Here is a 20,931-nt window from a genome sequence, read left to right on the forward strand (position 1 = left end):
GTTGAACAATAACCGCATAGAGACAGAGCGATTAGTATTAAGACCATTTCAAGAGTCTGATGTTGATGATTATCTTGAGTATGCTCTTGATCCGGAGGTGATGAAGTACATTCGTCCAATCGGCGACCCCAAAGCTGCCAAAGAAATGTTTCTTAGGCACGCCGGAGAGTGGGATGGTGAAGAAGGCAAGTGGATGGGCGCTGCTGTTGTTGTTAAAGACTCAGGGAAAATGATTGGCGATGTTGGCTTCCGTTATAAAAGTAAGCAGCACCAACAGATTGAAATCGGTTATAAATTTAACCGTCACTTTCAAGGACATGGTTATGGCTCAGAAGCTTTAATCACATTAGTAAAACTGATTGTTAGAGACTGGCCATTTCATAAACTCGTCGCCTATTGTGAACCGAGAAATATTGCTTCCTGGAAATTAATGGAAAAAATAGGCATGCAACGAGAAGGCTATTTTCAGGAAAACTTTAACTTTGATGGACGCTGGCAAAATGAAGTGGCTTACGGAGTTTTGAAAAGAAATTTAAAGCTCTGATGAGCCAAAATAAAAAAAGGAGCCGAAGCTCCTTTTTTTATAAGCACAGAACCTATCAGGCTTCATCTAACTGTGAATCAATCCACTCACGGATTTTAGTTTCCAGTACCGGCATTGGCACAGCACCATCTACTAACACTTCACGGTGGAAAGCTTTAATATCAAACTTATCACCAAGCTTACGTTCTGCTTCGGCTCTTAAGTTGCTAATCACTCGCTGGCCAACTTTGTAAGAAACCGCCTGACCTGGCCACGCGATGTAGCGTTCTACTTCGGAAACCACATCGGTATAAGCCATTGATGAGTTGGCTACCATGTAATCGATGGTTTCCTGGCGCGACCAACCTTTGGCGTGCAATCCGGTATCAACCACCAGGCGCATGGCGCGTAACATTTCATCACTCAGGCGACCATAGTATTGCATCGGGTCAGTAAACATCCCCATTTCTTTACCGATTGATTCAGCATACAACGCCCAACCTTCACTAAAGACACTTAAGCCACCAAAGCGGCGGAACATGGGCAATCCTTCAATTTCCTGTTGTAAGGAAATCTGGAAGTGGTGACCTGGTGCTGCCTCGTGAATGGAAAGAGTTTCCATGCCAAACTTTGGCTGGCCTTTCAGGTTGAAAGTATTAACGTAGAAAATACCAGGGCGAGAACCATCTGGTGAACCGGACATGTAAGATGCTCCGGCTGCAGACTCTGCTCGGAAAGCTTCAACAGCACGAACTTCATAATCTGTTTCAGGAGCAATATCGAACATGCTTGGCAGCAATTTGTTCACTTTAGCCTGCAGGTCACGATAGCCTTGCAACAAATCTTCTTCATTATCGTAATAGAACTCAGGATTGGTTTGCACATACTTGAACCATTCTTCCAGTGTGCCTTCAAAACCTACTTCTGCCATCACTTCCTTCATTTCAGAATGGATTCTTGCAACTTCGTCCAAACCAAACTGGTGAATTTCTTCGGCGGTCAGATCGGTGGTGGTGTAAGTTTTGAGCTGATAGTTATACCAGGCTTCGCCATTAGGTTGTTCGCTTAAGCCAAAGCTATCGCGAGCATGTTGCATGTAATCGTCTTTAATGTAGTCATGCAGTTTTTTATAAGCAGGAACCAGTTTTTCCACAATGGCTACTCGATAGGCATCTTCTAAGCGCTTTTTATCTTCTTCAGAAATATCTTCAGGCATATTCTTAATCGGCGTATAGAAAATACTTTGTGTTGGGTCGTCAACCACATGCGCAGCCAGCTGTGGAATCACTTTCTCCATCAGAGCTTTTGGCTGAACGACTTTCTTTTCTATCCCCTGATCCATATTAATGATTGCTTGCTCCATAATGGCAACACCGCCATCAACCCGTTTCAACCAGTTTTCATAGTCCTCAACCGTTTTGAATGGCTGGAAACTTTGGCCGGAACCAAGCTGGGCGAAGAAGTTAGCAATATTGCTGGATTGATTGATTGGAATCAGGTGGCCAGGGAACTGTTCGCCTTTAAGGCTGTGCTCTGATTGATAGACAAAAATATCATAACTTAAGCGGTCTTGACCGGATAATAAGCTACGGTCGATTTGTTTGACTTTATCAAGCCATTTCACTGTAAAGTCATGGCTCTTCTTGCGAAATTCTGGTGACAGCATGTTAGGTAGTTTGTCATTGTAACCCGGGATACCAATGGCGGTTGCCTGAATGGGGTTTAGTGCCAGACTTTCCTGAAACTGTTGTTCAAATAATTGATTCAAGGCTGTTGACGCCTCTTCTTTGGTCATGCCCTGCTGTTGCTGGTTTTGAGTCACTTCGGTTGTAGCTGCGTTAGTCGTTTGGTTGGCTTGCTCTTGATTATCGTTACAGCCATATAAAGCCAAGGCTAGACTAAGGCTTACTATCGTTATTTTGGTCATACTAATTTTCCTGAAAATTTCCTACCGAGCTAAGAACATTAGCACTAAATTATTGAAGAGGATATGATTTGAAATATCTGTTTACAAATAGGTCGCAGCCGACTCATAAAGGAATCAATATGAATGAAACAACCTCTGTAAGTGCTTTGCTTGAGAACAACCGACTAGCCAAAGTGGTTAAGTCCATCAAGGGTTATCCAAAATTTATGCAGAGCTTTTTGCTGAATTTTGTCATCCGAAGAACCGTAAAACTGGTGGGGACGGCCAAAGTTGATGTTTTAAAGCTGACCAAAGAAGAGTCACAGTTTCGCATTCAGAATCGTAAAAAAGTCCAGAACCATATTGGTACGATTCATGCAGCAGCCATGGCGCTCATCGCAGAAACCGCTACCGGCATGGTGGTAGGTATGAATGTGCCGGATGATAAGTATCTGGTGATCAAAACCCTTAAAGTCGACTTTCTGAAAAGAGCCGTGGGTAGCTTAACGGCCACCGCGAAGCTGAGTGAAGCGCAACGTCTGGCAATCCTCAATCAAGATAAAGGTGAGGTCGATGTTCCGGTGTCGGTTATCGATGATGAAGGTAAAGAGCCTATCGAATGCACCATGATCTGGGCCTGGACGCCAAAGCGGCGCTAATACTGCGGCAGATATAATGAGAAAGGTATAAGAAAAGGGGCCTGGCTCCATATTTAAGGTATGCAGTGAGCATCAGATTGGTTAAAATGTGTCCCTTTTGCGTGATGGGCTAATGGCCATAGGTAATGGTTTTTGGCGCAAAACCCACAAATAAGAAGTGACTGACGTACTATGTTGGAAGTAAACCCAATCCGTGAACAATTAAAAGATATGTCTGAGCGTGTCACAACGCTTAGGGGGTATCTTTGACTTTGATAGCAAACAAGAACGGCTGGTAGAAGTCGAGCGAGAACTTGAGCAGCCTGATGTCTGGAATGACCAGGAACGTGCACAGTCGCTTGGTCAGGAACGAGCCAAGCTTGAAACCGTTGTAAATACCATCAAAGACTTAGAAGCAGGTATCGACGATAATCAGGAATTATTAGAGCTATCAGTAGAGGAAGATGATGCTGAGAGCGTTGCCGAGATTGAAAACGAAGTAAAACAATTAAATACCAGTCTTGAAAAACTAGAGTTTCGTCGTATGTTTTCTGGCGAGATGGATGAGAACAATGCTTATCTGGATATTCAGGCTGGGTCAGGTGGCACAGAGGCTCAAGATTGGGCCAGCATATTATTAAGAATGTATCTTCGCTGGTGCGAAAGCAGAGGTTTTAAAGCCGAAGTTACAGAAGAGTCGGATGGTGATGTAGCGGGTATCAAAAGTGCTACTATCAGAGTTGAAGGTGAATATGCTTACGGCTGGCTGAGAACTGAAACCGGTGTTCATCGATTGGTGCGCAAATCCCCCTTTGATTCCGGTAATCGTCGCCATACATCATTTGCATCGGTGTTTGTGTATCCGGAAGTGGATGATAGTATCGATATTGAAGTGAACCCAGCAGACCTGCGCGTGGACACTTATCGCGCCAGTGGAGCTGGTGGTCAGCACGTCAACAAAACCGATTCAGCGATTCGTTTAACGCATATCCCGACCGGAATTGTGGTGCAATGTCAGAATGACCGCTCACAGCATAAAAATCGTGCGCAAGCGATGAGCATGATGAAAGCTAAGCTGTATGAGCTAGAAATGCAGAAGCAGCGAGAAGAGCAACAAGCCCTGGAGGACACTAAGTCAGATATTGGCTGGGGTAGCCAGATTCGATCTTATGTATTGGATCAGTCCCGAATTAAAGATTTGCGCACAGGGCATGAGTCGAGCAATACAACGGCTGTTTTGGATGGGGATTTGGACTCGTTTATCGAGGCGTCTCTCAAAGCAGGCGTTTAGGCCGCTTGTGCTTTGCAGCTACTGTGTTAAAACTTTTATGCAGGAATAGTCACTTACTTAAGTAAGCTCCTATCCTCTGCAAAAAGTTTTGCCTTGTATCTGCTGCCCACAAACGCCCTAAAGAGTGGTAACAGTAGGTAGCTGCACTCGCTAAAAGTTTTGCCGCGCACTTACTTAGCAAAAGCGCTGAGATAGGATGTAGGGGCGCGAGACTAGAATATTTTTAGACTCGAAAGAGCAAGGCATCTTCGAGCTTTGGTTCAATAAAGTATGACTTGTAAGATTGAAATGTACTTTGACATTTTTATCACAGCAACCATTCAATAGTAGCAACTGATAGTAACAATGTATTTTTTGTAATGGTAAATTTAACGGTAAATTGAGGTAATAAACGAAAATGAGCAATCAAGAAACCCCAGTAGTTGATGTCAACGAGCAGATTACTTTACGTAAGCAGAAGTTGGCAGATAAACGAAAACAGGGGATTGCCTTCCCGAACGACTTCCGTCGTGATTCTTTAGCAGCGAATATTGCCAATGAGTATGGCGATAAGGATAAGGCTGAACTAGAAGAATTGGGTAAACAGGTAAAGGTTGCTGGTCGTATCATGTTGTTCCGCAACATGGGTAAAGCGAGTTTTATTACTATCCAAGATATGTCAGGCCGCATCCAGTCCTATGTTCGTAAAGATGCGGTAGGCGATGACGTTTATGATGATTTTAAAACTTGGGATATTGGTGATATTGTCGGTATTGAAGGTACAGTTTTTAAAACCAATAAAGGCGAGCTATCGGTTAAAGCATCGAACATTCGTTTGCTGACTAAAGCCTTGCGCCCCCTCCCAGATAAATGGAGTGGCTTGTCGGATCAAGAAACACGTTATCGTCAGCGTTACGTTGACCTGATCGTTAATGAAGAGTCGCGCGAAACTTTTATCATTCGTTCAAAAGTGGTTAAGGCTATTCGTGACTTTTTAGAATCACGTGATTTTCTTGAAGTTGAAACGCCAATGATGCATGTGATTCCAGGCGGAGCATCGGCTCGTCCATTTGAAACGCACCATAATGCGCTGGACATGCCACTTTATTTGCGGGTTGCACCAGAATTATATTTAAAGCGATTGGTTGTAGGTGGCTTAGAAAAAGTTTACGAGATTAACCGCAACTTCCGTAATGAAGGCTTGTCAACGCGTCATAACCCAGAGTTCACCATGCTTGAATTCTACTGGGGTTACGCCGATTACAATGACCTGATGGACTTAACTGAAGCCATGTTACGCCATACCGTTGAAACGGTTCTAGGTAAAACCGTGTTTGAAAGCAGCGGTGAAACTTACGATTTTGGTAAGCCATTTGCGCGCATGACAGTGCTGGAAGCTATCACGAAATATCAGCCGGAGATCACTCTTGAACAGCTGAGCGATTTAGATAAAGCTCGTGATGTTGCTAAGCGTTTAAAAATCAAAACGGAAAAGTCATGGGGCCTGGGTAAAGTTCAAATTGAAATCTTCGAAGAAGTGGCTGAACACAAATTAATTCAACCAACCTTTATTACAGCTTACCCAGCAGAAGTATCACCGTTAGCGCGTCGTAATGATGAAGACCCATTTGTTACCGATCGTTTTGAGTTCTTTGCCGGTGGTCGTGAGTTAGCCAATGGTTTCTCGGAGCTTAATGACGCAGAAGATCAGGCGGAGCGTTTCAAAGCACAAGTTGAAGCAAAAGATGCCGGTGATGACGAAGCCATGCACTATGATGCTGACTACATTCGCGCATTAGAGTATGGCCTTCCACCAACCGCTGGTGAGGGTATTGGTATTGACCGTTTGGTGATGCTGTTGACGGATTCGCCAAGTATTCGTGATGTTCTATTGTTCCCTCACATGCGACCAGAGTAAACTTCCTGCGTTTATTTTTTACATTGTAAGGGCGACTCATAAGTCGCCCTTTTTTATTTAGAATTCACTCTACTTCCTTTATGATGATGCAAAATCATCATACTAAGTCATTATGTCCACTGATATTGATATTCGCCAAGCACTAAGAGTGTTCCAGATTATTGTTGAGCAAGGTGAGCGCCGAGGTAATCGTCATTACTTTAAAGGGATCTACGCCACTTCGGGTTTTGATGGTTATGATGTCGAGCTGACCGATGAGAAGGTGACTCTTAGCATCTATTTTCACAGCAGATTTGATTTAGGCTATAAAAATCAATTGGATAAAGAGGCTTTCTTAGACAGGATTGCTAAAATAGATGCGCTTAGAAAGTCGAAAGCAAGCGAGTAATCAGTTCATCTGTCCCCATTTGTTTACACTTTGTTACCAGTTACTTTTGAGTTGTGATTTGCCCACGGTTATAGTGATTTTCACTTAATCAGTCTAAATATAAAACAGTGGGAGTATTCAATGAGTAGTTCGAGAATCCACAAAGTTACCGCTTTATCTTTTTCAATCGCGATGGCATTTTCCAGTGCCACCGTTCTGGCAAGCCCAGCCACAGTTAGTTTCCTGAGCAGCGATAAAGCTGCTGCAGTCCAAAGTCAAACAGAAGCCGAAAAAGCTGCAGCGATATATGCCGAACATTGGGAACGTAGCCTTGAAATGAATCCATTAATGGCAACTTTCATGGGTGATAATCGTTTTAATGACCAATTAGGTGACTGGGGTACGGAAGAGGGTCTCGCTAAACAGTTAGCTTTCAGCAAAGAGTTCTTGAAAAAGATTAACACCATTGACTCTTCTAAGTTGCAAGGGCAAGACTTACTGAGTTACAAGATTTTTAAAGGTGAGCGTGAAGCAGAAATCGAAGGGGTAAAATTCCCCGATCACCTGCAACCGATCCAGCAGTTCTACAATCCGTTTAACTTCATCGCAATGCTAGGATCAGGCAATAGCGCGCAGCCATTCAACACAGTCAAAGATTATGAAAACTGGCTTAGTCGTCTTGAGCAGGCCGCCGGTGGTGTTGATGTCATAATTGGTAATATGCGAGAAGGGATGGAGCAGGGCGTGGTTCAACCTAAAGCCTTGATGGTCAAAGTATTGCCACAACTGAAAGCACATATTGTTGATGATGTTGAAACCAGTCTGTTCTATGGCCCGATTAAAAATATGCCTGAATCGTTCTCTGAGGAAGACAGAAAGCGTTTAACGCAGGAGTACGTCAAAGCAATTAAAGGGTGGGTTGTACCAACCTATCAAAAGATGCATGACTTCATTGAAAAAGAATACATTCCTGCGGCACGTGAAACCTCGGGCATGGTTGCTCTACCTAACGGTAAAGAGTGGTATGCCTTTAAAGTCAAAGAAACGACCAGCACCAATTTAACACCTGAGCAAATTCATCAGATTGGCCTTGATGAAGTGGCTCGCATTCATGAAGAAATGAAGGGGGTTATGAAAGAGGTTGGTTTTGAAGGCACTCTGCAAGAGTTCTTTGAATTTACTAAAACCGATCCTCAGTTCCAGTTTGATACTAAAGAAGACATGTTGCAGGCTTATGAGAATTTGAGAGGTAAGCTTGATAAAACTGCTCCTGATTTATTCAAAGTGATTCCAAAAGCTGAGTTTGAGATCCGCGCGGTTGAAGCCTATCGCGAACAGTCTTCATCAGCAGCTTCTTACCAAAGCCCAGCACCCGATGGTTCACGTCCGGGTATTTTCTACGTCAACACTTATGATTTAACTGCTCGTCCCACCTGGACCGTTGAATCATTATATTTACATGAAGCTGTGCCAGGACACCACTTCCAGCGTTCAACTCAGATTGAACTTAAAGATGTTCCGAATTTCCGTCGCTTTGGGGGCAACACGGCTTACACTGAAGGCTGGGGCTTGTATTCTGAGTCTTTAGGTAAAGAGATGGGTGTTTATACTGACCCATACCAGTACTTTGGAGCGTTGGGTGCTGAATTGTGGCGCGCGATTCGTTTAGTAACCGATACCGGCTTACACGCCAAAGGTTGGACTCGAGAAGAAGTACTAGCTTATATGGAGCAGAACTCTCCAGCAGCAGAAGCACGTATGGTGTCTGAAGCAGAGCGTTTCATGGCAATTCCAAGTCAGGCGCTGGCTTACAAAATTGGTCAAATGAAAATTCGCGAGCTACGTACTTTGGCTGAGAAAGAATTGGGCGATAAGTTTGATATTCGCGAATTCCACCATGAAGTACTAAAAGATGGTGCGATTCCTCTGAATATTTTGGAGGACAAAATCAATCGCTGGATAAAAGAACAGAAAAAGTCACAATCTTAATCTGCTTAATTTACTGTTTAAAAAGCCCTTAATTCGTTAAGGGCTTTTTTTTTAAGTGATGCTTTATGTGTAACAATTGGCAGGTTAAATGCTCTAATAGCTTGAACTAACGTCAAAACCATAAGGCAAATAATTATGAAGCAGATTAAAGCAGTACTGATACTGATTATTACCAGTTTAATCAGTGTCTCAGCCGTAGCTTTAGATCGAACTAAAATTGTTGATGATGCAAACCATGTCACTCCATTGCTGATCGGCCAACAAGTCCCAGATATTCACTTGTGGGACACAGAAGGTAAACCCTTTCGTTTATTAGAAAAAGTTAAGCAGAAGCCGACCATATTATTGTTCTACCGCGGTGGTTGGTGTCCATTTTGTAATGCGCAATTGAGTCAAATTCAGGAAATAGAAAGTGAGCTGGTTGAGATGGGGTATCAGCTATTAGCGGTTAGCCCTGATACACCTGATGAGTTGGTGCAAACCAGTGAAACACGTAATCTCTCTTATGAGCTTGTTTCGGACTTTCAGCTTGCAGCTACGCGTGGGTTTGGCTTGGCGTTTCATATTGATGATGGTTATGCAGGAAAAATAGAAGAGCTTGGTGGCAAGGCGGCAAAAGCAGAAGGCGACTCTCAAAGCACTCTGCCAGTACCAGCTGTATTCATATTGGATAAACAAGGAATGATTCAGTTTGAATATATTAACCCAAACTATAAGGTGAGAATTGAATCGGAGTTATTGCTTGCAGCGGCAAAAGTAGCGTTGGGCCAAAATAAGTAGATCTAGGAGAGAATAGGGCGGGAGCCCTATTCTTTGTGAATAAAATTAATCCAGAATTTCAAACTGGGCGGCATTGATAGTCAGTTCACTTTCCATTGCCTTATCTGCAAGGCTGATTAAGGCATAAGTTTTGCCATCAAAAACAGTTGAGCGAATGACATCGCCGACTGCTTTATCATTCTCATTGTGGACCTTGTCTCCTGGCGTTAAAGTTGTCGTATCTTTCGAGTAGGCAAGTAGGGCATGAGTTTTGAGTTTGCCGCGATAATGCATGCGGGCGACGATTTCCTGTCCAGTGTAACAGCCTTTATCGAAGCTGACGCCGCCTACTTGAGGCAAGCCAATGAAGTGTGGCAACAACTCTTCAAGAGTTTCCTCAAAAACCAGCGGAATATGAGCCTGAATCTCAATATAGTCCCAGGCATTTACATCAGCCAGCGTAGTACCTTCGAGCGCTTTGATAATGGCACTACCATCTTCCTTTTCTGCAATCATAAAGGATGCGTTAAAAAGGCTGTTAAGGTGAATTTCGGTGACGCCCTTATCGCGGGTGACCACCAGACTCATATCTTCAGCAAAGTTGGTAGTAGCTCCTTTTTGAGTATGCCCCCAAATTTGGAAGTCGAGGCTGGCATCCGTTAGCTCCACTTTGAAGAACACTGCATACATTTTGAGTTTGTTGAGTAAATGCTCAAGCCCTTCTTTGGGGACTAATAATAGATAGTCATCACCATATTTGATAGTGAAAAAGATGCCATGCAAGCGCCCCTGGACATTACAGAAACCACCAAGGCTCGCTTGCTGGTCTGTAACTTTATCCAGATCACAGGTTAACTGACCTTGTAGAAATTTGTGGGCATCTCCGCCATGCACTCGAATGATGCCGTAATGGCCGAGCTCGCAAGCAATATTTTGAAGTTGTGTAATGTGCTGCATTGCGTCTTGATTGGTAAAATTCATAGTTGAATGCTTATTTTGCTTCATAACGGGGATAATTTTACTCTGATTCTTAGCGGTTTTGCACCGTTACCGTTATAATTCTGCAAAACAATTTTAGGTTAGTTGCAATGACTGATGAACAGTTAAAGAAATTACATTGGGCGAGTCGCCGTGGCATGTTGGAACTGGACGTGGTCTTGATTCCTTATCTGGAAGAGGAAGCCTGCCAATTTGATGATGCGAAGTCTGCAGAATACGCAACTTTTTTAGAGCAGGATGATCCAGATCTTTATGCCTGGATTATGGGGTATGAAACGCCCAAACCCGAATTCGAGGGTTTTGTTATTGCCATCAAAGAGTTTATTAATAAGAAGATTAAGTGATTTCTTGAGCCTTATCTAATGTCAATGTCAGGGAGCGACATGAATTTATTTATCGACATTCAACCATCCAAAACACTGCCTCGAGTGTTTATAGGCCTTTGGGCCTTATTAATTCTCAGCTTTGCTCTATTCGTTATTCCACGATACGCTTTACTGACCAGCTTGCTCCTATTGTTAGGGGCCGCTTTGGTTTTTGCGCCTTGTGCGCTTTGGCAACAGAAAAGATTAAATAACCTGCTTCAAGGGGCACGACAGGTTCAGTTTATTGATGGCTGCTGGTATTTAGTCCTGCAAAATGGTGTCAGCATCGATAAGCACTCCATTGAGCTTGGCAGCGATAATGTGGTCTGGCCCTGGTGGATTAAGTTGAATTATAAGTTAGTGCAAGGTGAAGACGAGCCATTGTTCATGAGAAGGTTTTTTCAACACAAAAAGCAACGGCTAAGGCAGTTATTGATTTTCCGAGATGCAGTGAGCGGCGAAGACTTCAGGCATCTGTCTCGAGTGTTACGCTATTACCGCATCGATCATGATGAGGTGGGGAGTGGTAATTAATCCTGAACGGGTGGCTTCAAGCTAGAGTCTACAGCTTTGTCAGCAAGTTCTGGATAGTCTAAAGTGTAATGCAGGCCACGGCTTTCTTTGCGTTGCATGGCGCATCGTATGATGAGCTCGGCAACTACCACCAGATTGCGCAACTCAATCAGATCATTACTGACTTTGAAGTTGCTGTAGTATTCGTGGATTTCCTGCTTCAACAACTCTATGCGTCTAAGTGCTCTTTGCAGGCGCTTATCTGTTCGTACAATACCCACATAGTCCCACATCAATTGGCGTAGTTCGTGCCAGTTATGGCTGAGTACAACTTCCTCATCAGAATCAGTAACCTGGCTTTCATCCCAAGGAGGCAATTCTGGCGGTGACTGGCTGGGATCCCATTGTGATTCAATGTCATTGGCGGCTGACTGAGCAAACACCAGACACTCTAGTAAGGAGTTACTGGCCATGCGATTAGCCCCATGCAGGCCGGTACAGGCCACTTCACCGATTGCATACAAGCCATCCACATCGGTGCGGCTATTGAGATCGACGCGTACGCCACCGCAGGTGTAATGCGCTGCGGGAACCACAGGAATGGCATCTTTAGTAATATCAAGGCCAAACTCCAGGCAGCGCGAATAAATAGTCGGGAAATGGCTTTTGATAAAGTCTTCATCTTTGTGAGAGATATCGAGATAGACACACTCAATACCATGTTTTTTGATTTCATGGTCAATGGTGCGCGCGACAATGTCTCTAGGTGCCAGCTCTGCTCGCTCATCATATTCCGGCATAAAGCGTTCGCCATTAGGGCGCAGCAATACCGCTCCCTCACCGCGTAAGGCTTCGCTGATCAGAAAACTGCGAGCCTGAGGATGATAAAGGCAAGTTGGATGAAACTGGTTAAACTCCAGGTTGGCAACGCTACAGCCTGCACGCCAGGCCATGGCAATGCCATCGCCACTGGCGACATCAGGGTTGGAGGTATAAAGATAAACCTTGCTGGCTCCGCCTGTGGCCAATACCACAAAGCGCGCACTGATGGTTTCGACACGATCTTTTTTAAGATTGAGTACATAAGCGCCATGACAGCGATTATCGGTTTTCCCAAGCTTTTGACTGGTAATCATATCAACGGCGATATAATGTTCGAGGATATGGATATTGGGTTCGTTAAGCACTGCCGAAACTAATGTCGTTGAAACGGCTTTACCAGTAGCATCATCGGAATGGATAATGCGGCGTTTGCTATGGCCACCTTCGCGAGTGAGGTGGTATTGTTCAGCTTCTTTACTGAACATGACGCCGCGTTCAATCAGCCACTCAATGGCTTCGCGCGAATGTTCCACGGTATAGCGAACGGCTTTTTCATCACACAGACCTGCGCCAGCAATCAGGGTATCCTCAACATGAGAGTCAACACTATCGCTTTCATCCAGTACTGCGGCAATGCCGCCCTGGGCATAAAATGTTGAGCCCTCGGTGACTTCAGCTTTGCTGAGAACAGTGATTTTGCCCAAGTGAGCCAATCGTAAAGCGACTGACAAACCGGCAGCACCGCTACCAATAACCAATACATCTGTAGTGTGCTGAGTAGTATTAATTGTGTTTTTCATGATATCCATGATAAAAGTTGGGAACTTTTCTACTGTTAAGCGAGTCTGTGTTTGTCACTATCTGTTAGAAAGTCACTGGAAACTTTAGTTTTTTCCTAGCAGAATACCGTTTAATATTGGCGGACTTTATCATAACCGCACGATAGCCAGTTAGTTTTTTTGCTGGTTAGCGAAGGGTTGAATGACCCTGATCAATCAATGTTTGCCCTGCAAGCGACTTCGTAAAGAAGATAACAATTAAAAGGGGATTATATGTCTGGGCCTGATTTAGACTCAGAGTTAGTTAAGCGTGTTCAAGAAGGCGATAAGAGTGCTTTCGATATGCTGGTCAAGAAATACCAGCATAAAATCATGAATTTAATATCCCGCTATGTCAGAGACAGTCATGAGGTGGCGGATATTTCACAAGAGGCTTTTATTAAAGCTTACCGTGCCTTGCCTGGTTTTCGTGGCGATAGTGCTTTTTATACCTGGCTGTACCGGATTGCGATTAATACCGCAAAAAATCATCTGGTATCAAAAGGGCGTAGGCCTCCTGGCAGTGATATTGACTCGGTAGATGCCGAACAATACGAAGGTGGCGATGCTTTGCGCGACACTGGAAGTCCAGAGCGGATCATGTTCCGCGATGAGATTCAGACGATAATTTTCAAAACCATTGACGAATTACCGGAAGATTTGAAGGCCGCAATTACCCTTAGAGAGATGGATGGTTTGAGTTACGAGGAAATTGCTGAGGTAATGGATTGTCCGGTCGGTACTGTGCGTTCACGCATTTTCCGTGCTCGTGACGCGATTGACCAAAAAATTGCTCCGCTTCTGGAACAGAGTTGGCGTTCCTAGCACGATGAGGTTAACAGTAGAAATACAAACTTTTTTACATTTCTTCTGAACTTTTTACACAGAGCTCAGTCAATGTGTATAGGAATTGAGCTGATTATAGGAAAGCTTAATTATCGCTGAATCAATGCTTAATCAACTTTTGTTTTAAAATCAAGTGGTTAAGTTTCGCTTGATGTCTTGCAGAATTAGGATGGAAAGCAACTGCTAAATGCTTTTGTTAGAGAAAGATCATCTAATGCCTTCTGAAAAGGCATTTTGGCTTTATGGACAGTAAGTCGCGAGTTATGCCGGCGTTGGTATGTTTAGGCGCCATAATTTGGCTTGTGGTTGGAATTAAGAGGTTGGATGTTAATGTTGGATAAAAACGATTTAGATAAAGGCGCTGCCAAAAGCCTTGATAAGCAAAGCGTGTCCGCATGTGTGGATAGCGAGCTTGAAGCTTTTGCTACTGAAAGCAGCTTTGCCTTTGAGTCTGAAGAAATGCAGCTATGGAGCCGATATCATTTAATTGGCCAGGTAATGCGTGATGAGGCTCAGCATTTGGACATGGATATTTCCAGTCGAATTAATGAGCAAATTGATAAGGAACCAGTTTATACAGCAAGTCCGACTAAACCAAAGTCCAACGTTATTAGATTCCCAACCAATCCATTCAAGCAATTAGCAGGCTATGCTATCGCTGCCTCAGTGGCCTTGGTGGTACTTTTCAACGTGGGAACTCAATCGCAAGTCGATTCACAGGCAACGACTTTAGCAGCTGTCAGCAATACCAATTCTCAAGCTTCTGGTAACGCTATGACTACAAATACACAGGCTTCCAACTTGAGTATGGCTGAACGTCAAGAATTACAGACGATTCATGATATGTTTTTGAAGCATGAGTCTTTGTCACATTCTAGTTTGTTACCCAGCGTACAAGTGGTTAGTAACCAGAAAGTGATTCCGGTCAGTGTGCCTATGTTAGCTGAACAGACGTTGCCTCAAGAGTCTATGCTACAAGGCCAACCAGCGCCAGAAGTCAAAGAATCTGAGCAAGAGGGAGCTCAATAAAAATCCCCACTTCCAACCTATACAAAAAAGCCGGAGTTTGACTTCGGCTTTTTTGTTTTGAGCCAGTGAATGATGACTCTTTCATTTACCATGAATCCTTCACTGCTTTTCGTATCAGTTTGCAGTAAAATGAAAACCTCAGTCTAAAAGACGCATTTCTTATGACAGAAAGCAATATGTTGACAGAACTTGGTCACGTGGTGGCTAAAGAGAAGGATACTGTCTGGGTGCAAACACAGAGTAGAACTGGCTGTTCAAGCTGCCAGGTGAATTCGGTTTGTGGCAGTGGTATTGTTAGCAAAGCGTTTTCCCATAAAGTGTTTATCACCCCCTTGAAAAATCACATCAATGCCAATATAGATGATGAAGTAGAAGTTGGAATTCCTGAAGATTTGGTGGTTCGAGCTTCTTTTATGGTGTATCTGGTGCCGCTGATTAGCATGATCATTGCTTTGCTGGTTTGGCAGTTCTTGCTCACTAACCCTTCTGAGTTGAGCTCTATTCTCGCTGCCGTAGCTGGCCTGGCAATTGGTTTTGTGATTACTCACTTCTACAGTAGATCTGCGGCTGAAAAAGGTCAAACAGAGCCGGTTCTGTTAAGAATTGTAAAGAGACCGATTGCGGTGAAACAAATCGAAACAACCCTCGACTAACCACTGACGACTCTGTCGGAACTGTTTACCTTATTAATTTTCCAACCTATGTAGTCTGATTCAGCCATTGCGTTTTTCTGTGGCTGTTTTGTGGACATATTAATACTTTAAAACAAGTGCTGATATCACACGTTGCGGGAGTTGATAATGATGCTAAAGCGTTTTTATTCGAGTGGACTAATTCTTTTGTTGGTTTTTCTGGCTAGCTCATTGAGTGTACCGGCTAGAGCTTCCTTTCCTGAATTCACTGAGCTGGTTGAAAAAGTTCAGCCCAGCGTGGTCAGTATTCAGGTCGATGTTGTTCGATGGGGGCGAACGGCCGGACGTTCCGGTGGTTCCGGTTTTATTGTCGATGACGAAGGCTATATTCTGACTAATCATCATGTGATTGATAATGGTAGCAAGGTCACCGTTAAACTGTTTAATGGTCGCGAGTTCGAAGCTGAGGTGGTTGGTAGTGATGCCAATACCGATGTTGCCTTGTTGAAAATTGAGCCCGGCAAGCAAAAACTAAACCCCCTTAAATTGGGTACTTCAGAAGTACTCAAAGTAGGTGAGTGGGTGCTTGCATTTGGTGCGCCCTTTAACCTTGAACAGACAGTTACAGCAGGAATCGTTAGTGCGAAAGGTCGGGGCGAAGTAGGCTCTCAGTATGTGCCTTTTATTCAAACTGACGTTGCTATAAATCGTGGCAACTCAGGCGGACCATTGATCAACCTGGAGGGCGAGGTAGTCGGCATTAATTCAATGATTTTTAACCCTATGGTTAGTTCGGGCCTGTCTTTCTCAATCCCTATCGACTTAGTGAATAATGTACGTCAGCAATTGCTGGAAAGTGGGGTCGTTAACCGTGGTTACTTAGGTGTCCAGTTCGGTCCAGTCGACCAAGATAAAGCTGATGCTTTCGGTCTCAAAGAGGTGGGAGGTTCGTTAGTGACTCGCATTTACCCTGATTCAGCCGCAGAAAAGGCTAAACTGCAGGAAGGTGATGTGGTAGTTGCTGTCGATGGTAAACCGGTACGTAAAGCACAAGACTTGCCGTATTACATTGGACAGAAGATGCCGGGGGATAAAGCTCAGTTAAAGATAGTGCGTAACGGTAAAGAACGCGATGTTGAAGCAGTGCTTACTGACGGTGCTGGTCGTATCGTCAGTGTTGATAACGGAAGCAATCAGCTCGGTATTCGAGTGCAAGCGTTACGTGATGATTTGCAGGAAGCTTATGGCGTTCGTCATGGCGTGGTGGTTAGCGAAGTGATGGATAAGAGTCCGGCTGCAGAAGCAGGGATTCAGAACGGTGATATCATTCAGAAGCTGCATCGAACTCCTATTCGTTCAATGGATGATTATCAGGCCGCATTGGCAGATTTGCCGGAGCGAGGTAAAGTCGCTGTGCTGGTGGTCAGACCGGGGCGCGGCAGTGACTTCCTGGTGATTCAGTTATAAAAAAGAAACTCTTACGGGCCAGTGCTTCTAGTGCTGGCCTTTTCAGTTGTTTCAGCTACAATAGGCCGCTAAATTGCCAAGGGTAATTGTCCCTTATATACCAATGCATAGCCGGCTGTTTTGAGTCAAATGATAAAACAGCTATGTAAGGTAGCACATTCACCAACAATCGAAGGAATTCAGCGGAACATCTATGTCCTACACCGATTATATTCGTAACTTCTCTATTATTGCCCATATTGATCACGGTAAGTCGACTTTGTCGGATCGTTTGATCCATGCCTGTGGCGGTCTAACTGACAGGGAAATGGCGGAGCAAGTACTGGATTCCATGGATATCGAGCGTGAACGTGGTATTACCATTAAAGCGCAAAGTGTGACGTTGAATTACACCGCTAAAGACGGCCATACCTACCAATTGAACTTTATTGATACGCCTGGACACGTGGACTTCTCCTATGAAGTATCGCGCTCATTGGCGGCCTGTGAAGGTGCTTTGTTGGTGGTGGATGCCGCACAGGGTGTTGAGGCGCAAACACTGGCTAATTGCTACACCGCGATTGAGCAAGATTTGGAAGTAGTGCCTGTATTAAATAAAATTGATTTACCAGCCGCTGACTGTGATCGCGTGATTCAAGAGATTGAAGATATCGTGGGTATCGAAGCGATGGATGCAGTGCAATGCAGTGCTAAAACGGGTGTCGGTATTGAAGAACTGCTGGAACGTATTGTTCGCGATATTCCTCCAGCAGAAGGCGATCCAGATGCACCACTACAGGCTTTGATTGTTGATTCCTGGTTTGATAACTACCTTGGTGTCGTGTCGCTGGTTCGCGTGATGCAGGGTACCATTCGTAAAAATGACAAGATGCAGGTGATGTCGACAGGTAAATCGCATGTGGTTGATCACGTGGGCATATTTACCCCTAAACGCAACGATACCGAGATTTTACGTGCTGGAGAAGTGGGTTTTATTATTGCCGGTATCAAGGAAATCCAAGGGGCACCAGTGGGTGATACCATCACTCTGACCAAAGCCCCAGCTGAAAAACCACTACCAGGGTTTAAGAAAGTTAAACCGCAGGTTTATGCCGGTCTATTCCCCGTTAGTTCAGATGACTATGAGTCTTTCCGTGATGCCTTGGCCAAATTAAGTTTGAATGATGCCTCATTGTTTTATGAGCCAGAAAACTCGACTGCACTGGGTTTTGGTTTCCGTTGTGGCTTCTTGGGCATGCTGCACATGGAGATCGTTCAAGAGCGTTTAGAGCGCGAGTATAATCTTGATTTGATTACCACAGCGCCAACGGTAGTCTATGAAGTGACAACTACTGATGGCGAAACATTGTATGTGGATAATCCTTCCAAATTACCGCCGCTATCGAATATTGACGAAATTCGAGAACCTATTTGCGAAGCCAATATTTTAGTACCACAAGAGCATTTGGGCAGTGTCATAACCCTTTGTGTCGAAAAGCGTGGTGTGCAAACCAAAATGCATTATGCTGGAAACCAGGTTGCTCTAACTTATGAGATGCCGATGAATGAGGTGGTGCTCGACTTTTTCGACAGGCTAAAGTCGGTCAGCCGTGGTTATGCATCACTGGACTACAGCTTCAAAAGATTCCAGGCTGATAAGCTCGTACGTTTGGATATTCTCATTAATGGTGAAACGGTTGATGCCTTGGCATTGATCGTGCATAAGGACCAGGCTCCTTATAAAGGACGCGATCTAGTCGAGAAGATGAAGGAAATCATTCCTCGTCAAATGTTTGAAGTGGCCATTCAGGCTGCGATTGGAAATCATGTTATTGCACGCTCGACGGTCAAAGCTTTGCGTAAAAACGTATTGGCAAAGTGTTATGGTGGTGACGTGTCGCGTAAGCGTAAACTATTGGAAAAACAGAAGGCCGGTAAAAAACGCATGAAGCAGGTGGGTAAAGTAGAAATCCCACAAGAGGCTTTCCTTGCGGTTCTGCATGTCGGCAAAGACAACAAATAACAAAAGAAGGCCCTGATGATTTACTACGATTTCGGATTTTATCTGCTATTAGCAACCTTGGTAACAGGTGTTGTTACTTTGATTGATAAGCTTAAATGGCGCAAGGAGCGTGAAGCGAAAGGTATCGAGTATGATGAAAAAGGCAACGAAAAGATGCCAATGCTTATTGATATCAGCCGCTCGTTTTTTCCGATTATTTTGGTCGTATTCTTGCTAAGGTCTTTTCTGTTTGAGCCTTACCGTATCCCTTCGGGTAGTATGAATCCCGGACTCTATGACGGTGACTTTATTCTGGTCAATAAATTTTCTTATGGCATTCGTATGCCGGGCTTCAATACCACTATCATTCCTACAGGCTCACCAAAACGTGGTGAGGTGGTGGTATTTCATCCTCCACATGAACCACAAACAGCTTATATCAAGCGTGTTATTGGCGAACCGGGTGATCGGTTAGAGTGGGATCGCGGTGTTTTGACCATAACTCCAACTTGTGATGATGGAGAGGTATGCCAGCCTATTGTGATTCGTTCAGAGCTTGTATCGGATGAAGCGCCGGAGCTGGTTCCACAGGCCGAAGTTTTTGATTTGTATGACGAAAGCCTGGGCGACAATAGTTATCAGGTTCTTTATCTTGACCCGCGGGCACGTGCCAGACAAAGCCTCAAGCAGTCGTGGTCAACGGTAGTGCCTCAAAACAAGTATTTTGTTATGGGTGATAACCGAGACTCAAGTATGGACTCGCGATACTGGGAGTTTGTTGAGGAAGAAGCATTGATTGGTCGAGCAGCTTATAAATGGTTGTTTTTGGAGTTCACAGATGAGCCAGTAATATTTGGCAAAAAGTTACCAAAAGGCGTATCTTTTGCTAGAGTAGGTTCTATTGAATAAGCGACATCAGTGATTTAACGTGATTCTTGCTAAATAATAACTTATCAGGCAAGAAGGACAAAGGAGTATGGGGAAATGCTGAATAGAAGACATCAAGATGGTATGACAGGTGCAGGTTGGGTCATAGTATTGGCCATTGTCCTGTTTTTTATGTTTATGTTAATTAAATTAACGCCTGCTTATCTAGAGTATTTTAGCATCAAAAGTTCAATGGCATCAGTGGCAGAGCAGAATGTAGGTAACAGTTCTACTGGAGAAATTAGACGTTTACTTGCAGGGCGTTTAAATATTAATGAAGTAAAATCGATTAAAGCTTCAGATGCTCAGGTGAAAGATATTACTGGCGGCCGCGCACTCTATGTCAAGTATGAGCGCCGTATTCCTTTGTTTGGAAACATCAGTGCTTTGCTTGAGTTTGAAAATGAAGTGCCCCTCAATTAGAGGCCCTTTCAATTAACTGAGTAAATAGTAAGGTTTTTACTGCCAAGATGAGTCAAAAAAAACTGTTAATAGAACGCTTGTGTAATCGTCTTGGCTATCAATTCAGTGATCCCTCTCTTTTAAAGTTAGCGCTGACTCATCGAAGTGGCGCTAACAAACATAACGAACGGCTCGAGTTTCTTGGCGATGCTATTCTTGGCATGGTGATTGCCGAATATCTATTTACTCACTTGAAAAAAGCTGATGAAGGACAACTGACGCGTTTAAGAGCAAGTTTGGTTAAAGGTAAAACTTTGGCTGAAATAGCCAAAGAGATCGAGTTGGGTGAGTGTTTATATTTGGGTGAAGGCGAACTGAAGAGTGGGGGCTTTCGCCGAGCTTCGATCCTTGCTGATGCCTTGGAAGCGATTATTGGTGCGGTTTATCAAGACTCAGGATTTGAAGTTGCAAAGACGATTATTTTAACCCTCTATCAAAAAAGACTACAGAATATTGATCTGAAAGCGGTACACAAGGATCCAAAAACAGAATTACAAGAATGGCTCCAGTCTCGAAAGCTTCCTCTGCCTGACTACGAATTACTGAAGGTGACAGGTGACCCACATAAGCAAACATTTGATGTGGCCTGTATCTTAGCAGAGAAAAAAGTTAGAACTCATGGCTCGGGCTCGAGCCGTCGCAATGCCGAACAACAAGCGGCAGAAAAAGCGTTAGCAATCATATTAGATGGTAATTAGTT

The 20,931-nt window shown here is 44.0% G+C and carries 20 protein-coding genes; 17 read left to right on the forward strand and 3 right to left on the reverse strand.

Annotation, left to right across the window (positions count from 1 at the left end):
* The first annotated feature begins 1 nt into the window (after window position 1).
* Complete coding sequence (locus KKOR_RS03690) at window positions 2-544, forward strand: GNAT family N-acetyltransferase (protein WP_012800669.1); 543 nt, start codon at window positions 2-4, stop codon at window positions 542-544.
* Between the two features lie 55 nt (window positions 545-599).
* Here KKOR_RS03690 and KKOR_RS03695 read toward each other — a convergent pair whose 3' ends face one another.
* Window positions 600-2,450 (reverse strand): DUF885 domain-containing protein, encoded by a 1,851-nt coding sequence (locus tag KKOR_RS03695; protein ID WP_012800670.1) that lies wholly within the window; start codon window positions 2,448-2,450, stop codon window positions 600-602.
* 146 nt (window positions 2,451-2,596) lie between these two features.
* Between KKOR_RS03695 and KKOR_RS03700 the strand changes: the two genes are divergently transcribed.
* From KKOR_RS03700 to KKOR_RS03725, 6 genes are all read left to right on the forward strand, one after another.
* Entirely contained in the window at window positions 2,597-3,088 is a 492-nt protein-coding gene (locus KKOR_RS03700; protein ID WP_041296124.1) for a DUF4442 domain-containing protein, read from the forward strand.
* A 171-nt stretch (window positions 3,089-3,259) separates the two neighbouring features.
* Window positions 3,260-4,358, forward strand: a protein-coding gene (prfB, locus tag KKOR_RS03705; RefSeq protein ID WP_012800672.1) for a peptide chain release factor 2 whose coding sequence is annotated in 2 segments (ribosomal slippage) — window positions 3,260-3,334 and window positions 3,336-4,358 — 1,098 coding nt in all. Because the reading frame shifts where the segments join, the coding sequence is not laid out codon by codon here.
* Window positions 4,359-4,755: 397 nt separating this feature from the next.
* The gene (gene lysS, locus KKOR_RS03710) at window positions 4,756-6,255 is read left to right on the forward strand and encodes a lysine--tRNA ligase (RefSeq protein ID WP_012800673.1); all 1,500 of its coding nucleotides are present in this window, start codon (window positions 4,756-4,758) and stop codon (window positions 6,253-6,255) included.
* Between the two features lie 112 nt (window positions 6,256-6,367).
* Complete coding sequence (locus tag KKOR_RS03715; RefSeq protein ID WP_012800674.1) at window positions 6,368-6,643, forward strand: DUF3081 family protein; 276 nt, start codon at window positions 6,368-6,370, stop codon at window positions 6,641-6,643.
* Window positions 6,644-6,763: 120 nt separating this feature from the next.
* Window positions 6,764-8,611, forward strand: coding sequence for a DUF885 domain-containing protein (locus tag KKOR_RS03720; protein WP_012800675.1), 1,848 nt, complete (start codon window positions 6,764-6,766; stop codon window positions 8,609-8,611).
* Window positions 8,612-8,746: 135 nt separating this feature from the next.
* Window positions 8,747-9,391, forward strand: a complete 645-nt coding sequence (locus tag KKOR_RS03725; RefSeq protein ID WP_012800676.1) for a peroxiredoxin-like family protein — start codon at window positions 8,747-8,749, stop codon at window positions 9,389-9,391.
* Window positions 9,392-9,436: 45 nt separating this feature from the next.
* On the opposite strand, the gene ygfZ is transcribed toward KKOR_RS03725, so the two are convergent.
* Window positions 9,437-10,351 (reverse strand): CAF17-like 4Fe-4S cluster assembly/insertion protein YgfZ, encoded by a 915-nt coding sequence (gene ygfZ / locus KKOR_RS03730; protein WP_228638750.1) that lies wholly within the window; start codon window positions 10,349-10,351, stop codon window positions 9,437-9,439.
* Window positions 10,352-10,458: 107 nt separating this feature from the next.
* Here ygfZ and KKOR_RS03735 point away from each other — a divergent pair, with 107 nt between their 5' ends.
* Together KKOR_RS03735 and KKOR_RS03740 are read left to right on the forward strand one after the other, a co-directional pair.
* Window positions 10,459-10,713 (forward strand): FAD assembly factor SdhE, encoded by a 255-nt coding sequence (locus tag KKOR_RS03735; protein WP_012800678.1) that lies wholly within the window; start codon window positions 10,459-10,461, stop codon window positions 10,711-10,713.
* 39 nt (window positions 10,714-10,752) lie between these two features.
* Window positions 10,753-11,268 (forward strand): protein YgfX, encoded by a 516-nt coding sequence (locus tag KKOR_RS03740; RefSeq protein ID WP_041296003.1) that lies wholly within the window; start codon window positions 10,753-10,755, stop codon window positions 11,266-11,268.
* Here KKOR_RS03740 and nadB read toward each other — a convergent pair.
* Entirely contained in the window at window positions 11,265-12,869 is a 1,605-nt protein-coding gene (gene nadB / locus KKOR_RS03745; RefSeq protein WP_041296125.1) for an L-aspartate oxidase, read from the reverse strand. The two genes, KKOR_RS03740 and nadB, sit on opposite strands and share 4 nt — an antisense overlap.
* A gap of 252 nt (window positions 12,870-13,121) precedes the next feature.
* Between nadB and rpoE the strand changes: the two genes are divergently transcribed.
* The 8 genes from rpoE to rnc all read left to right on the forward strand — a co-directional run bounded on the left by rpoE (window position 13,122) and on the right by rnc (window position 20,929).
* On the forward strand, window positions 13,122-13,712 hold the full coding sequence (rpoE, locus tag KKOR_RS03750) for an RNA polymerase sigma factor RpoE (protein WP_012800681.1): 591 nt from the start codon (window positions 13,122-13,124) through the stop codon (window positions 13,710-13,712).
* A gap of 351 nt (window positions 13,713-14,063) precedes the next feature.
* On the forward strand, window positions 14,064-14,762 hold the full coding sequence (locus KKOR_RS03755; RefSeq protein WP_012800682.1) for a sigma-E factor negative regulatory protein: 699 nt from the start codon (window positions 14,064-14,066) through the stop codon (window positions 14,760-14,762).
* 176 nt (window positions 14,763-14,938) lie between these two features.
* Window positions 14,939-15,415: a SoxR reducing system RseC family protein gene (locus KKOR_RS03760; RefSeq protein ID WP_228638753.1), complete on the forward strand. Its 477-nt coding sequence runs from the start codon at window positions 14,939-14,941 to the stop codon at window positions 15,413-15,415.
* 147 nt (window positions 15,416-15,562) lie between these two features.
* The gene (locus KKOR_RS03765) at window positions 15,563-16,861 is read left to right on the forward strand and encodes a trypsin-like peptidase domain-containing protein (protein WP_012800685.1); all 1,299 of its coding nucleotides are present in this window, start codon (window positions 15,563-15,565) and stop codon (window positions 16,859-16,861) included.
* A gap of 193 nt (window positions 16,862-17,054) precedes the next feature.
* On the forward strand, window positions 17,055-18,863 hold the full coding sequence (lepA, locus tag KKOR_RS03770; protein ID WP_012800686.1) for a translation elongation factor 4: 1,809 nt from the start codon (window positions 17,055-17,057) through the stop codon (window positions 18,861-18,863).
* A 15-nt stretch (window positions 18,864-18,878) separates the two neighbouring features.
* On the forward strand, window positions 18,879-19,751 hold the full coding sequence (gene lepB / locus KKOR_RS03775) for a signal peptidase I (protein WP_012800687.1): 873 nt from the start codon (window positions 18,879-18,881) through the stop codon (window positions 19,749-19,751).
* Window positions 19,752-19,826: 75 nt separating this feature from the next.
* Complete coding sequence (locus KKOR_RS03780) at window positions 19,827-20,192, forward strand: DUF4845 domain-containing protein (RefSeq protein WP_012800688.1); 366 nt, start codon at window positions 19,827-19,829, stop codon at window positions 20,190-20,192.
* A 47-nt stretch (window positions 20,193-20,239) separates the two neighbouring features.
* Window positions 20,240-20,929, forward strand: a complete 690-nt coding sequence (rnc, locus tag KKOR_RS03785; RefSeq protein ID WP_012800689.1) for a ribonuclease III — start codon at window positions 20,240-20,242, stop codon at window positions 20,927-20,929.
* The last annotated feature ends 2 nt before the right edge of the window (window positions 20,930-20,931 follow it).

This window comes from Kangiella koreensis DSM 16069, assembly GCF_000024085.1.
Lineage (GTDB): Bacteria > Pseudomonadota > Gammaproteobacteria > Enterobacterales > Kangiellaceae > Kangiella > Kangiella koreensis.